The 13,750-nt window shown below is 66.2% G+C and carries 14 protein-coding genes; 13 read left to right on the top strand and 1 reads right to left on the bottom strand.

What is annotated here, in order from left to right:
- Positions 1 to 116: 116 nt before the first annotated feature.
- The 10 genes from AC24R4_RS19380 to AC24R4_RS19335 all read left to right on the top strand — a co-directional run bounded on the left by AC24R4_RS19380 (position 117) and on the right by AC24R4_RS19335 (position 9,248).
- The gene (locus AC24R4_RS19380; RefSeq protein WP_400391478.1) at positions 117 to 797 is read left to right on the top strand and encodes a UDP-N-acetylmuramate--alanine ligase; all 681 of its coding nucleotides are present in this window, start codon (positions 117 to 119) and stop codon (positions 795 to 797) included.
- 67 nt (positions 798 to 864) lie between these two features.
- Complete coding sequence (locus tag AC24R4_RS19375) at positions 865 to 1,419, top strand: TlpA family protein disulfide reductase (RefSeq protein WP_487523497.1); 555 nt, start codon at positions 865 to 867, stop codon at positions 1,417 to 1,419.
- A 240-nt stretch (positions 1,420 to 1,659) separates the two neighbouring features.
- The gene (gene aroQ, locus AC24R4_RS19370; RefSeq protein ID WP_400395239.1) at positions 1,660 to 2,139 is read left to right on the top strand and encodes a type II 3-dehydroquinate dehydratase; all 480 of its coding nucleotides are present in this window, start codon (positions 1,660 to 1,662) and stop codon (positions 2,137 to 2,139) included.
- Between the two features lie 141 nt (positions 2,140 to 2,280).
- On the top strand, positions 2,281 to 2,751 hold the full coding sequence (gene accB, locus AC24R4_RS19365) for an acetyl-CoA carboxylase biotin carboxyl carrier protein (protein WP_400395241.1): 471 nt from the start codon (positions 2,281 to 2,283) through the stop codon (positions 2,749 to 2,751).
- A gap of 111 nt (positions 2,752 to 2,862) precedes the next feature.
- A complete protein-coding gene (gene accC / locus AC24R4_RS19360) occupies positions 2,863 to 4,230 on the top strand; it encodes an acetyl-CoA carboxylase biotin carboxylase subunit (RefSeq protein ID WP_153947242.1) in 1,368 nt (455 codons plus the stop codon).
- Positions 4,231 to 4,272: 42 nt separating this feature from the next.
- Complete coding sequence (prmA, locus tag AC24R4_RS19355) at positions 4,273 to 5,184, top strand: 50S ribosomal protein L11 methyltransferase (RefSeq protein WP_400395243.1); 912 nt, start codon at positions 4,273 to 4,275, stop codon at positions 5,182 to 5,184.
- 9 nt (positions 5,185 to 5,193) lie between these two features.
- Complete coding sequence (locus AC24R4_RS19350) at positions 5,194 to 7,086, top strand: DUF3426 domain-containing protein (RefSeq protein WP_487523496.1); 1,893 nt, start codon at positions 5,194 to 5,196, stop codon at positions 7,084 to 7,086.
- Between the two features lie 75 nt (positions 7,087 to 7,161).
- On the top strand, positions 7,162 to 7,662 hold the full coding sequence (gene tpx / locus AC24R4_RS19345) for a thiol peroxidase (protein ID WP_092601347.1): 501 nt from the start codon (positions 7,162 to 7,164) through the stop codon (positions 7,660 to 7,662).
- Positions 7,663 to 7,767: 105 nt separating this feature from the next.
- Positions 7,768 to 8,715 (top strand): carbohydrate kinase family protein, encoded by a 948-nt coding sequence (locus AC24R4_RS19340; protein WP_400395572.1) that lies wholly within the window; start codon positions 7,768 to 7,770, stop codon positions 8,713 to 8,715.
- A 65-nt stretch (positions 8,716 to 8,780) separates the two neighbouring features.
- Positions 8,781 to 9,248 carry an outer membrane lipoprotein gene (locus AC24R4_RS19335; RefSeq protein ID WP_092601343.1) on the top strand — a complete coding sequence of 156 codons (468 nt, stop codon included), beginning with the start codon at positions 8,781 to 8,783 and terminating at the stop codon, positions 9,246 to 9,248.
- A 233-nt stretch (positions 9,249 to 9,481) separates the two neighbouring features.
- On the opposite strand, the gene AC24R4_RS19330 is transcribed toward AC24R4_RS19335, so the two are convergent.
- Positions 9,482 to 10,132, bottom strand: a complete 651-nt coding sequence (locus tag AC24R4_RS19330) for a histone H1-like DNA-binding protein (protein ID WP_153947238.1) — start codon at positions 10,130 to 10,132, stop codon at positions 9,482 to 9,484.
- Positions 10,133 to 10,864: 732 nt separating this feature from the next.
- Between AC24R4_RS19330 and AC24R4_RS19325 the strand changes: the two genes are divergently transcribed.
- From AC24R4_RS19325 to AC24R4_RS19315, 3 genes are all read left to right on the top strand, one after another.
- On the top strand, positions 10,865 to 11,599 hold the full coding sequence (locus tag AC24R4_RS19325; RefSeq protein ID WP_487523495.1) for a hypothetical protein: 735 nt from the start codon (positions 10,865 to 10,867) through the stop codon (positions 11,597 to 11,599).
- Between the two features lie 516 nt (positions 11,600 to 12,115).
- Positions 12,116 to 12,589, top strand: a complete 474-nt coding sequence (locus AC24R4_RS19320) for a DUF2147 domain-containing protein (protein WP_400396422.1) — start codon at positions 12,116 to 12,118, stop codon at positions 12,587 to 12,589.
- Positions 12,590 to 12,762: 173 nt separating this feature from the next.
- Entirely contained in the window at positions 12,763 to 13,734 is a 972-nt protein-coding gene (locus tag AC24R4_RS19315; RefSeq protein ID WP_400396425.1) for a Bug family tripartite tricarboxylate transporter substrate binding protein, read from the top strand.
- Positions 13,735 to 13,750: the final 16 nt, after the last annotated feature.

Raw genomic sequence — 13,750 nt, 5'->3', positions numbered from 1 at the left:
CGGGCCGCACGGCACTGGAAAGAAGGCTCTGATTGTACCTGCATGCGGCAGGTTCCCCGGGCTGCGCCACCGTGCCGCGGACTTCGTTGTCCAGCCATGCGGGTATCATCGACACCATGTCCAGACGTACCCCCTCCGACCCCGGCCGCCTGCGCGAGGAAATCGCCCAGGCCGCCGCGCGCATGATCGCCGAAGATGGCGCCGATTACGCCACCGCCAAGCGCAAGGCCGCGCGCCAGCTGCTTGGCGACTTGCGCGTGGCCGGCGAATGGCTGCCCGACAACGACATGATCGAGGAGGAGGTGCGGGCCTACCAGGCGCTGTTCCACAGCGAGGCGCAGCCACGCATCCTGGCCCTGCTGCGGCAACTGGCGCTGCTGGCCATGGGCGACCTGGCCCCGTTCCGGCCCTATCTGGTGGGCGCCGTGCTCAACGGCACGGCTACCGAGCATTCCGACGTCTATATACAGTGCTTCTGCGACAGCCCCAAGGACGTGGCGCTGCATCTGCTCAACGCCGGGGTCGATTTCGAGACCAGCGAGAGCCGGCACTTCGCCGGGCGGGCCGATGTGGAGACCCTGAGCTTCCTGTGGCGCGGCCAGTGGCCGGCCCTGCGCGAAGCGCGCCAGCTGGCCGGCGAGGTGCGCTCTACGCTGGGCGCCCCGGTGGGCATCCATATCGCGCTGTATGATGCCGACGACGAACGCGGCGCGGCGCGGGCCGACGCCAGCGGCCGCGCGGTCCGCGCCGACGCCAACGCCGTGCGCACCCTGCTGGGCGAGGCCCGCGACCATTGATCCCCGCTCGGGTCCATGCCGGCCCGATCGCCTTATCTATATAGAACTGCCATCCACGTCACCCACCATGACTGCAACGACGCCCGGTTCCGCACCCGCTCCCCGTTCATCCCTCGTCATCTGGATCGTCGTGGCCATTGTCGCCGCGGCCGCCGGCGTCCTGGTGGCGAACTTCGCACTGGCCCCCAAACAGGCGTCCGACCAGGCCGTGGAATCGCTGTTCCAGGCAAAAATGCCCGATCCGTCAGGCACCGAGCTGGATCTGGCGAAGTTTCGGGGCAAGACGCTGGTCGTCAACTTCTGGGCGCCCTGGTGCGGGCCCTGCGTCGAAGAAATGCCCGAGCTGACCGCGCTGCATGGCGAATATGCCCAGCGCAACGTCGAATTCATCGGCATCGGCATCGATTCTGCCAGCAACATCCAGGAATTTCTCAAAAAAGTACCGGTGAATTATCCGCTGGCGGTGGCCGGCTTTACTGGCACCGAACTGGCCAAAAGCTTTGGCAATGCGCAAGGCGGCCTGCCCTACACGGTGATCATTACCCCCGAAGGCGCTGTGAAGTACCGCAAGATGGGCCGGGTCCACGCCGACGAACTGCGCAAGGCGCTGCCCGGCGCCTGAGACGGCCGGCACGGTCTACATGCCAACTAGCCGGGATCTGTGCCGAACTTCACCAAACACGCACCGAACTGGCTGCCAACCTGCGGGCAAACCCCCATCAGAACCGGTTTTGCGCCTGAAACGGCGCTTTGAGGCCCGGAAATGTCTTAAAGGCGACATCCCGCCTTGTATCCCGTGCTAGACAAATCCCTCTAAGCTACGGTAATCTCCGCGCAATTTCGTTGAACTGGTCGAGCCGCCGTGTCTACCGCCCCTACCGTCAGCCGCTCCGCCCGCTACCGCAAAGTGCTGGTTCTGCATGGCCCGAACCTCAATTTGCTGGGTACGCGCGAGCCGCAGACCTACGGACATACCACGCTGGCCGACATCAACGATGCGCTGGCAAAACGCGCGGCGTCCGCAGGCATCGGGCTGGATACGTTCCAGTCCAATCATGAGGGCGCTCTGGTAGATCGCGTTCATGCCGCGCGCGGCGAAGGGGTAGATCTCGTCATCATCAATCCCGCGGCCTTCACGCATACCAGCGTGGCGCTGCGCGATGCGCTGGCCGGCGTGGCAATCCCATTTGTCGAGGTTCACCTGTCCAACGTGCACCGCCGCGAGCCGTTCCGCCATCACTCGTATTTTTCCGATCAGGCGATCGGGGTGATCTGCGGCCTGGGCTGGCAGGGATACCTGCTGGCGCTGGAATACGCGCTGGCGCAGGAACAGGACAGCTAGCACCCGCACCGCCTCTGCAAACGCGAGAAAACCGCGGCCTGGCACGCTTGCGTGGCAGGCCAAATCAATCATGACTGACCGCCGCCGTCCCCTTCCCTGACATGAAGGTGACCGGACAACCCGATTCTGGAGGATAAGAAGATGGACCTGCGCAAGCTGAAGACGCTGATCGACCTGGTGGCCGAATCCGGCATTTCGGAGCTCGAAGTGACCGAGGGCGACGGCAAGGTTCGCATCGTCAAGCAACCGCCGCAGGTGCTGGCGCCGGTTGCCATGCCCCAGTTCCAGGCCCTGCCGCCGGCCGCCGGCGCCGCCGCCCCCGTGGCGGGCGCTGCCGCCCCGGCTGCCGCCGCCGAAGCCGCCCCGCAACTGCCGGCCGGCCACGTGGTGACGTCGCCGATGGTGGGCACGTTCTACCGCGCACCGTCGCCGGGCGCCGCGCCGTTCGTGAACGTGGGCGATACCGTCAAGGAAGGCCAGACCGTCTGCATCATCGAAGCCATGAAGCTGCTCAACGAGATCGAGTGCGACAAGGCTGGCGTGATCAAGGAAATCCTCGTCGAAAACGGCCAGGCTGTGGAATACGGCCAGCCGCTGTTCGTGATCGGCTAAGCCGTCAGCCGGCTGACGCGGCAGGGCCCCGAAAGGCCCCTGCCGCATGCGTTGGCCCGGTGCGCCACCCTGGCGTGCGCGGGCCCGCCCCTGTTCTCGCAGAGAGAGACCATGTTTGAAAAAATTCTGATCGCGAACCGCGGCGAAATCGCCCTTCGCATCCAGCGCGCCTGCCGCGAGCTGGGCATCAAGACCGTGGTGGTGTACTCGGAAGCCGACAAGGAAGCCAAGTACGTCAAGCTGGCCGATGAAGCCGTCTGTATCGGCCCGGCCCCGTCGCCGCTGTCGTACCTGAACATGCCGGCCATCATCTCGGCCGCCGAAGTCACCGACGCCCAGGCCATCCACCCGGGCTACGGCTTCCTGTCGGAAAACGCCGACTTTGCCGAGCGCGTGGAGAAGTCCGGCTTCGTGTTCATCGGCCCGACGTCCGACAGCATCCGCCTGATGGGCGACAAGGTGTCGGCCAAGCAGGCCATGATCAAGTCCGGCGTGCCGTGCGTGCCGGGCTCGGAAGGCGCCCTGCCCGACGATCCCAAGGAAATCCTGGCCACCGCGCGTCGCGTGGGCTATCCGGTGATCATCAAGGCCGCCGGCGGTGGTGGTGGCCGTGGCATGCGCGTGGTGCATACCGAGGCCGCGCTGATCAACGCCGTCAACATGACGCGCGAAGAAGCGGGCCGTGCCTTCGGCAACCCCGAGGTCTACATGGAGAAGTTCCTCGAGAACCCGCGCCATGTGGAAATCCAGATCCTGGCCGACCAGCACAAGCAGGCCATCTGGCTGGGCGAACGCGACTGCTCGATGCAGCGCCGCCACCAGAAGGTGATCGAGGAAGCGCCGGCGCCGCACATTCCGCGCCGCCTGATCGAGCGCATCGGCGACCGCTGCGCCGAGGCCTGCAAGAAGATCGGCTACCGTGGCGCCGGCACGTTCGAATTCCTGTACGAGAACAACGAGTTCTACTTCATCGAGATGAACACGCGCGTGCAGGTCGAGCACCCGGTCACCGAGATGATCACGGGCATCGACATCGTGCAGGAACAGATCCGCATCGCCTACGGCGAAAAGCTGCGCTACCGCCAGAAGGACGTGGAACTGCGCGGCCACGCGATCGAATGCCGGATCAACGCCGAGGACCCGTTCAAGTTCACGCCGTCGCCGGGCCGCATCACCGCCTGGCACATGCCCGGCGGCCCCGGTGTCCGCGTGGACTCGCACGCGTATGATGGCTACTTCGTGCCGCCCAACTACGACTCGATGATCGGCAAGATCATCACGTACGGCGCCACGCGTGACCAGGCCATCGCCCGCATGCGCATCGCGCTGTCGGAAATGGTGGTGGACGGCATCCTGACCAACGTGCCCCTGCACCGCGAACTGATGCTCGACGCCAACTTCGTGGAAGGCGGCACCAGCATCCATTATCTTGAACACCGCCTGGCCCAGAAGGCCAACGCCCAGGGCGAAAAACCCTGAAGCGGGGCCTGACCGGCCGGCATTGCAGTCAAAAGGAAACCCGTGGCATTCCAGGAATGTGTGATCGAAATTGCGCAGGATCAAGCTGAAGCCTGGTCCGATGCATTGTTCGACCTCGGCGCGCTGTCGGTATCGGTGGAAGACGCCGACGCCGATACGCCTGACGAGCAACCGCTCTTTGGAGAGCCCGGGCTGGAGCCGACGCGGCTGGCGTGGAACCGCTCGCGCGTGGTGGCGCTCTTCGACGAAGAGACCGACCCCGCGCTGGTGGTGACCGCTGCCGCGAACGCGCTCAAGGTCGACCCCGTGCCGCCGTTCGTGCTGCGCGCGGTGGAAGACCAGGACTGGGTGCGCCTGACCCAGTCGCAATTCGAACCGATCCGCGTGGGCGAGAAGATCTGGGTCGTGCCGTCGTGGCACGACGCGCCGGAGCCCGACGCGGTGATCCTGGAACTCGATCCGGGCCTGGCCTTCGGCACGGGCAGCCATCCGACCACGCGCCTGTGCATGCAGTGGCTGGAGCAGAACGTGCAGGCCGGCGAGACCGTGCTGGATTACGGCTGCGGCTCGGGCATCCTGGCCATCGTGGCAAAGAAGCTCGGCGCGGGCGAGACCATCGGCATCGACATTGATCCGAACGCGGTCGAGGCCTCGCGCTACAACGCCGAACGCAACCAGGTGCAGGCCAGCTTCGCGCTGCCGGAGTCGGTGTCCGAAGCCACCTACGACCTGGTGGTGGCCAATATTCTTTCCAATCCGCTCAAGCTGATGGCCGCGATGCTGTCGGCGCGCGTGCGCCCCGGCGGCCGGCTGGTGCTGTCCGGCGTACTGGAACGGCAGGCCGATGAAGTGGCCGCGGCCTACGCGCCGTGGCTGGCCATGTCGGTCTGGCGCAGCGAGGAAGGCTGGGTGTGCCTGCACGGCACGCGGCCGTTGACGGCCAACCGTTCCTGATTCGTCATCATGGCCGCCGCCAAGCTCGTCACGCGCTGCCCGGCCTGCCGCACCGCGTTCCGGCTCGTTGCGGATCAGCTGCGGCTGCGCCAGGGCCTGGTCCGCTGCGGACAATGCGATACCGTCTTCGATGCACGCGAACACCTGATCGAGGTGCCCGCGCCAGCCCGATCGGCCCAATCGGCCCAATCGGCCCCAACGGCTGCATCGAACCCATCGGCCGCCGCCGTGACGATGGCGGCCGCGCTGGCCCACGCCGAGCAGACCCAGGCAACGGCCCGCGCGCGCGAAAACGAGGCCCCATTCGACCCAGGCTTTGATCCGGGCTACGAAGTCCCCGCGCTCGATTCGCCGACGACGATGATGTCGGAGCCGTTGCCCGATGCAGTGGCGCAGGCGCCGGGCGCCGCGACGGTCGCCGGCGACGCGCGTCAGGAAGCGGCTGCGGAAGCCGATGCCGATGCCGATGCCGACGCCGATGCCGACGCCGACGCCGACGCCGACGCCGACGCCGACGCCGACGCCGACGCCGACGCCGACGCCGACGCCGACATCGAACCCGACCTGACGCCCGCCGTCGAGGCCGCAATGCCCGCCGGCGAGGGTGAGCCGGTGTCCGTTGCATCGACGCCCGCATCGGCCGACACCGCGCCGCCAGCGGAAACCCCGCTGACCGATCCGCCGACGCCGTGGCCGATGCTCGACCATTCGGCATTCGACGATGAGCCGGTGCAGACGCCATCGCCGGCCGCGCACGCGTCGCAGGCATCGCACTCTTCGCTGGACCCGGCTGCGGCCTTCGCGCCGAAAAACCCGTCGGGCATGCCGCCCTACGGCGCGTACAGCGCCAAGGCCAGCTGGCCGCCGCTGCGCCCGGGCAATGCGCCGTCGACCCAGCCCATGGACGAAGCCGGTGCAACGCCCGAGACGCCCGCCACCGAAGCGGCTCCGGCCGCCGATGCGGTGCCGGAGGACGCAGGCGCCGGGACCGCGTCCGATGCATCGGACGCATCCGACGCATTGGACGCATCGGCTGCATCGCAGGATTCGGATGGGCCCCATGTGCCGGCCGATGCATTGCCCACGCCCGAACCGTTCCCGCAGGCAGATCCGGTGCCCAGCGCCAGCGGTTTCCTGCGCGCCGAGGATCCGGCAGACCCCGAGGCCGAGGCCTGGGCCGCACAGGCCAAGGACGTCATCGAACACGACCTCGGCGTCACGTTGCGCGATGGCACGCCCAATGCCGTGGCACGCGAGACCGCCACACGCCACTGGCTGAACCGGCCCGGCGCATCGGCGGGATCGCCATCCGCATCGGCGGGCACGGCAGCAAGCGGGCCGGTCTTCGCGCCCGATTTCCTGCGCCATACGCGCGAACGCGAACAGTCTCGCGCGCCCGGCGTGAAGGTCTCGGTGCCCGGCAGCCGGCGCACCTGGATGGGCGCGGGGGCCGTTTTGCTGGGCCTCGGCATCCTGCTGCAGGGCGTCTACCTGGCCCGCAGCCAGATTGCCGGCAGCATGCCGGTGCTGCGTCCGGTACTTGAGGCGGCTTGCGCTCCGATTGGCTGCGATGTGCCGCCGTGGCGCGACCTTGATGCGCTGCGCATCGACAGTTCGCAACTGCAGAAGCAGGACGAGGCCAGCGACGTGTATCTGCTGGCGGTCACCCTGCGCAACCAGGGGCGCGCCACCACGGCGCTGCCGGCGATCGAGCTGGTCATGACCGATCTGCAGGACCAGTTGCTGCTGCGCCGCGTGCTACTGCCGGCCGAGTACCTGGAGCCCGTCCAGCGCGGCTTCGCGGCCACGGGCCTGCGCGCGGGCAGCGAGCTGCCGGTTCGGGTACGATTCCGGACACAGCAGGCGGCTGCCAATTACCGCGTGCTGATCTTCTACCCCTGAATTCCATCGCCCCCACGCCACGCCGGCCGGCAATGCACCGGGCCGGCGGGCTGTACTTTTCTGACAGGAGCAACCATGAGCAATGTGACCCTTGGCGGCAACGCCATCGAAGTTGGCGGCAAGTTTCCCCATGCTGGCGACAAGGCACCGGCTTTCACGCTGGTCGGCAAGGACCTGAAGGACGTGACGCTGGCTGACTTCGCAGGCAAGCGCAAGGTGCTGAATATCGTCCCGAGCCTGGACACGCCCGTCTGTCAGGCGTCGGCACGCAAGTTCAACGAGGCTGCCAGCAGCCTGGCCAACACCGTGGTGCTGACCATCTCGGCCGACCTGCCGTTCGCCATGGGCCGCTTCTGCACCGCCGAAGGCCTGACCAACGTGGTGACGCTGTCGACGATGCGCGGCGCCGACTTCAAAAACGCTTATGGCGTAGATATCAAGAGCGGCCCGCTGGCCGGCGTCTGCGCGCGTGCCGTGGTGGTGGTCGACGAGAACGACACCGTGAAGTACAGCGAACTGGTGCCGGAAATCAAGCAGGAGCCGAATTACGACGCTGCTCTGGCTGCACTGAAATAATCTGTGCGGTAGAACACAGTCGTCCCAGCGTTTCCGCCCGTCATGCACGGGCGGAATTATTTAACGTATCTGTTGCGGCCCTTCGCCGGGCCATTTGGAGAAGAGATGTCCAGCCTGATCTGCGGTTCCGTCGCCTACGACACCATCATGACGTTCGACGGCCGGTTCCGTGAACACATTCTTCCGGACCAGATCCACATGCTGAACGTCTCGTTCCTGGTGCCGGGCATGCGGCGCGAGTTCGGCGGCTGCGCCGGCAACATCGGCTACACGCTCAAGATGCTGGGCGGCGATCCGATCGTGATGGCCACCGTGGGCCAGGACGCCGGCCCGTACCTGCAGTACCTGCGCGACCTGGGCATTGCCACCGACCATATCCGCACGCTGCCCGACACGTTCACCGCGCAGGCGATGATCACGACCGACCTGGACAACAACCAGATTACCGCATTCCACCCGGGCGCCATGGGCCAGTCGCAGCTCAACAGCGTGCAGGACGCGCTGGGCGCCGGCAAGCGCCCCGCACTGGGCATCGTGGCCCCGGACAGCCGCGAAGGCATGCTGCACCACGCACAGCAGTTCGCCGATGCGGGCATTCCGTTCATCTTCGACCTGGGCCAGGCCATGCCGCTGTTCAACGGCGAGGACCTGCGGGCGTTCATTGAACTCGCCAGTTACGTGACGGTCAATGACTACGAAGCACAGGTCATGCTGTCCCGTACCGCCTGGACCAGCGCAGAAGTGGCCGCCAAGGTGCGCGCGTTCATCGTGACGCACGGCGAACGTGGCGCCAGCATCTTCGCCGATGGCCAGCAGTACGCCATCCCGGCCGTGCAGGCCGAGCGCGTGGTGGACCCCACCGGCTGTGGCGACGCCTTCCGCGGCGGCCTCCTCTACGGCATCGAGCAGGGCATGGACTGGGAAACCACCGGTCGCCTCGCCTCGCTGATGGGTGCGCTCAAGATTGCCCAGCAGGGCCCTCAGAACCACTGGATTTCGCGTGAGGAAATCGGCAGCCGCTTCGCGGCGGCGTTCGGTTACCAATACGCCTAAGATGAAAAGGTGAACCGCGCACACCGGACGACGACGAAGGGCGCGGCATTCAGACGGGAGTTGCGATGAATCAGATCCTTCGAATCGGCGGTGTCGCGGTGCTGGCTACCGTGGCGCTGGTCAGCGGCTGTGCCAACTACTCCAATTCCGGCAGCGTCTACGCACCGGGGCAGGCACAACGCGAGCAGACCGTGCGCTATGGCGTGGTCCAGGGTGTGCGCGAAGTGATGATCCAGGGCGGCTCGACGGGCGCCGGCACGCTTGCCGGGGGCGCCATCGGCGGCGTCGCGGCGGGCAGCACCATCGGCAGCGGCGGAGGCTCCGTGGCAGCCGGCCTGCTGGGCGCCGTGCTGGGCGGCATTGCGGGCAGCGCGGCAGAGAACCGCATCACGCAGCGCCGCGGCCTGGAGATCACGGTGCAACTCGAGGACGGCGACATGCGCGCCATCACCCAGGAAGCCGACGAGGTGTTCCGGCCCGGCGACCGGGTGCGCCTGCTGTCTTCGGGAGGCGTGACACGCGTCTCGCACTGAAAAGATGACAAGCCGTCAGAAAGAAACGCCGCGTGCCCTCGGGCCGCGGCGTTTTTCATTTGATGCGGCATCGGCGCGCACGGCCAATAAAAAACCCGCCGGGCACGGATGCCATCGGCGGGTTGGCAAGACCTGCTGTCTTGCAGACCGGATACGGCGTATCCGGTCAGTGTGGCACGCGATGCGTGCCCAGGCGTTTCCCGGTGGTGATCGCTCGCACGAAGGCGAGGCAATTACGGACGGTTGCCCGTCGGGAACGGCCAGGCCGCTGCCGGGTTCAGCGCGGTCTTGGCAGGTGCGGCAGCAGCCGGTGCAACGGCGGGCGCAGCAGCGGGCTTGGCAGCCTTGCGGGCAGCCGGCTTCTTGGCGGCAGCCTTCTTGGCAGCAGGCTTCGCAGCCGGCTTGGCGGCGGCCTTCTTGGCAGCCGGCTTTGCAGCAGCCTTCTTCGCGGCAGGCTTGGCAGCAGCCTTCTTGGCGGCCGGCTTCTTGGCAGCAGCCGCCTTCTTGGCCGGTGCGGCCTTCTTGGCGGCAACCTTCTTCACCGCGGCCTTCTTGGCCGGTGCTGCCTTCTTGGCGGCGACCTTCTTGGTTGCAACCTTCTTGGCGGCGACCTTCTTCACTGCAGCCTTCTTGGCCGGTGCTGCCTTCTTGGCGGCGACCTTCTTGGTTGCGACCTTCTTGGCGGCAACCTTCTTCACAGCGGCCTTCTTGGCAGCCGGCGCAGCCTTCTTGGCGGCTACCTTCTTCGTCGCAACCTTCTTCACAGCAGCCTTCTTGGCGGCCGGCGCTGCCTTCTTGGCGGCGACCTTCTTCACAGCGGCCTTCTTGGCGGCCGGCTTGGCAGCCTTCTTGGCGGCCGGCTTTTTCTTTGCAGCAGTTGCCATGGATAACTCCTTCACTAGCGTGAAATATCGAATGACCTAAATGGACGACCCGACCGATCCGAGGCGCATGGAGGCATGCCCCAATCGAGCGAGCGATTCATCGGCGCACGACAGCTTGAACCGCACGCTAATGAATTCGGTGGCAGGGATACCGGCACAACCCGTGTCGCGCACCGCGGTGTTTTCACGGCAGCGCAAAATCCGCGCGCTGGCTGCAAAGCCAGCTTCCAGGCGGATTTCCGGGGCATGCCGTGCCCTGGAATATCCGATCGGCCCGCGCCGCACATCGTGTCGGCGCGCAGCCTGAATAGAGGAGATATCGGTCAGCAGGCCTGCAGCACGGGCTTGGCCTCGCGCACTGCAGACGGTAATTCCACGGGGGTAGCTCGCCCATCCCGTCACTGGGCCACAGGAGACTGCACGCGTTGTAAGAAGCCTGATCGGCCCGGTCTGCGTCAAAGTTCTGGTGCTCCTCGGCTACCCGCATTCACTGCGACAAAGCATCGCGTCATCGTTGCTTCTTGCTTGCCTTCTTGCGACGCCCGCTTCGTCAAACACATCGATGCAATGAAGTGAGACTCTTGTCAAGGCGAATCATAATTCGTTTGCTCGATGATGTTAAGAAAAAAGTGCAAAAAAACTTGCGCGCAAGAACGAATCGATCTAATTCACGCGCGCACGCCGATCACAACACCATCGATACGCTCTCTCATCGAGACGCGCGTACACCAAATGAAGTTCCATCACGCGTGTGTTTCGATGGTGGAAGAACACCTGGCGACGCGACTGCGCAGCGTGTGTTCGCACCCTCCGCGCGCGTCGTCCAACAGCGGGTGCGGCACGCCGATGCGCGACATCGCGGCGACGCTTCGCATGGATCGGTGCCGACTGGAAACCCGCGTGAATATTGGCTTTCCGACACACACGCAGGGGCGCGGCAGCGCGCCGCCCCATGGCATCGCACAGTGCGATCCCGGGACGCCGGCGGTCACGCGCCGGTGCCTTGGCAAGACGCGCGCGCGCCCTTCGACAAGCCGGTCGCGCGACGGTCGCGTCGATGTGTCGGTGCGCCGCGCGTGCGTCGATCAGACAGTTGCGCGAGCACGACGAAAGAGTGATGCGCCTACGCAACGGTTTCCCTCTTCGACGCGTATCGACACCCGCGTTTTGACATCAGTCGTGCGATGGATGATGTGTCGACGCGCGTACGAACTGGCGGTCGCACTGCTCCGCGCTCGTCCGCCATCGCATCGCGCGTCGTGTCGTCGCTCGGCCGGTCGGGCCATCGTGCGGACCGAGCGATCGCCGTGCACCGTCGGCGTCTCGGCAACCGGTGCGCCTGCCATCGACACACCGTGCGCGGCGGCGTCGCATCGGTCGGCGCGCATCGGTTGTCCGTCGTTCGACGCGTCGGTCGCCGCCGGCAAACTGCTGCGCTGTCAACCATCCACCAGGCACGATCATTGATCTGCTGACGATGCGCGCATTGGGGTTCCTACCGATGCCGTCACCGCCGCCGCGCAGCCGGTCGGCCGACGTCGCCAGGTACACCGGGCGAGCGCAGGTCCGGGCGTCGGTGGCGCGCTCGGGTGTGGCGCGCGTGCGCCACGGGCCGGCTAGAGGAATGTCTCGGGAACGGTTCCCGCGCGGTGCTTGTTGCAGGACAAAATCGAGGCCAGCCGCCGCCAGGCGGGCGATTGCAGGGGGTGCCGCGGTACGCTCTGGTGCGTACGCAAACGGAAGCGGGAGATTGCAGCGAACGACGCGCCCCAGTAGATTGGCGTCGCGCGATGCCGATGCCGGCCAGCGCGGCATGCGGTTCATTGCGGACCGTTGCAAACGTCCTGACCGGAAGCCGGCATCCAGCACGTCGTGTACGACTTGCATGTCAGACCTGCAGGCTGGCTGCAACCTTACCGACCGGACATAACCCGCGCCGCGAACTGGCGAATCCGCCATCGCGACACTGAACTGGAGATCTTCATGCGCATGACCGACCCCCGCGCCCTGCTTCGCCATACTGCCCGTGCCGCCGTGTTCGCCGCCGCACTCACCGCCAGTGCCTGGGCGATGGCGCAAGCCACCCCGGCGGGCACATGGCAAACGATTGACGACGCCACCGGCAAGCCGCGCGGCGTGATCGAGATTACCGAGAAGGATGGCGTGTACAGCGGCAAGCTCGTGAAGAGCCTGGTGCCGTCCGAAGGCCCGCCCAAGGTGTGCGACAAATGCACCGACGCGCGCAAGGACCAGCCCATCATCGGCATGACGCTGCTGACCGGATTGCGCAAGACCGGCGACAACGAATGGACCGGCGGCGAGATCCTGGACCCCGAGACCGGCAAGCTGTACAAGTGCAAGATGTCGATGGCCGACGACGGCAAGAAGCTCAACGTGCGCGGCTTCATCGGCATCAGCCTGATCGGCCGGACGCAGACCTGGGTGCGCCAGCAGTGACGTGCTGATGCCATCGCCCGCGCGCCGCTCTTGCTGTAGCGCACGAACGGCGCACGGGCGATACGGAAAAGCGCAGCAAGAACGACGCCACCCACGTCATTCAGCAAACTGACAGCTTAGTTCGGTAAGATCGATCCCCCGATCCTCTTGACAACAACTACCGGAGACTAAGCATGCCATTGTCCCCTCGCGGCCGCACGCTGGCCCTGGCGCTCGCCGCCACCTCGCTGATCGCCACCACCGCCCACGCCGCCGATGCCTGGCCCAACCACGTGATCAAGTTTGTCGTGCCGTTCACGGCCGGCGGGGCCAATGACCTCGTGGCACGCGCCGGTGCCGACGCCGTCAGCAAACGGATTGGCCAGCCCGTGGTGATCGAAAACCGTCCCGGTGCCGGCGGCATCGTCGGCGCCGACTACGTGGCCAAGAGCAAGCCCGATGGCTACACGTTCCTGGTGGGTGCCGTGGGCACCGTCACCAACAGCCTGATTCGCACGAAGATGCCCTACCAGCCCGACGACCTCGTGCCCGTCGGCCTGATCGCGGTCAGCCCGTCGGTGATCGTGGCATCGCCGTCGCTGCCGGCGAACAACGTGAAGGAACTGATCGAATATTCGAAGAAGCAGGGCGGCGTGCCGTTTGCCACCGCTGGCAGCGGCAGCACACCGCATTTCGTTGAAGAAATGCTTAAGGAAAAAGGTGCGCAGCTGACCGTGGTGCCGTACAAGAGCGGCTCGGAAAGCATCACCGCCGTGATCGGCAACCAGGTGGCCGCCACGTCCGAGGCATCGATCGTGGTGCTGCCGCAGATCAAGGCCGGCAAGCTCAAGGCGCTGGGTGCAACGTGGGACAAGCACATGCCCGCCGCACCGAACATCCCCACCACCGCCGAGCAGGGCCTGCCTGAAGTGCGCATCGGCCATTGGGCCGGCATCTTCGCGCCGAAGGGCACCGATCCCGCGATCATCAAGAAGCTCAATGCCGAGCTGAGCGCCGGCATGCAGAACCCCGAGATTCGCGAGCGCCTGATCCAGAACGGGATCGAGCCGGCCGGCGGTTCGGTGGAGAGCTTCGTTTCCTTCATCAAGACGGAGCGCGAACGTCTTGGCCGTATCGCCAAGAACGCCAACATGACGGCCGACTGATCGGCAGGCAATGGGC

This window comes from Cupriavidus sp. CER-90, from assembly GCF_057652055.1.
This window is presented reverse-complemented; position numbering and strand designations above follow the sequence as displayed.

Coding starts and splice junctions, on each gene's coding strand:
- accC (WP_153947242.1), top strand. CDS start 2,863: ATGTTTGAAAAAATTCTGATCGCGAACCGCGGCGAAATCGCCCTTCGC.
- AC24R4_RS19320 (WP_400396422.1), top strand. CDS start 12,116: ATGCGCATGACCGACCCCCGCGCCCTGCTTCGCCATACTGCCCGTGCC.
- AC24R4_RS19330 (WP_153947238.1), bottom strand. CDS start 10,132: ATGGCAACTGCTGCAAAGAAAAAGCCGGCCGCCAAGAAGGCTGCCAAG.
- AC24R4_RS19340 (WP_400395572.1), top strand. CDS start 7,768: ATGTCCAGCCTGATCTGCGGTTCCGTCGCCTACGACACCATCATGACG.
- AC24R4_RS19380 (WP_400391478.1), top strand. CDS start 117: ATGTCCAGACGTACCCCCTCCGACCCCGGCCGCCTGCGCGAGGAAATC.
- AC24R4_RS19350 (WP_487523496.1), top strand. CDS start 5,194: ATGGCCGCCGCCAAGCTCGTCACGCGCTGCCCGGCCTGCCGCACCGCG.
- AC24R4_RS19325 (WP_487523495.1), top strand. CDS start 10,865: ATGAAGTTCCATCACGCGTGTGTTTCGATGGTGGAAGAACACCTGGCG.
- AC24R4_RS19335 (WP_092601343.1), top strand. CDS start 8,781: ATGAATCAGATCCTTCGAATCGGCGGTGTCGCGGTGCTGGCTACCGTG.
- tpx (WP_092601347.1), top strand. CDS start 7,162: ATGAGCAATGTGACCCTTGGCGGCAACGCCATCGAAGTTGGCGGCAAG.
- AC24R4_RS19375 (WP_487523497.1), top strand. CDS start 865: ATGACTGCAACGACGCCCGGTTCCGCACCCGCTCCCCGTTCATCCCTC.
- accB (WP_400395241.1), top strand. CDS start 2,281: ATGGACCTGCGCAAGCTGAAGACGCTGATCGACCTGGTGGCCGAATCC.
- AC24R4_RS19315 (WP_400396425.1), top strand. CDS start 12,763: ATGCCATTGTCCCCTCGCGGCCGCACGCTGGCCCTGGCGCTCGCCGCC.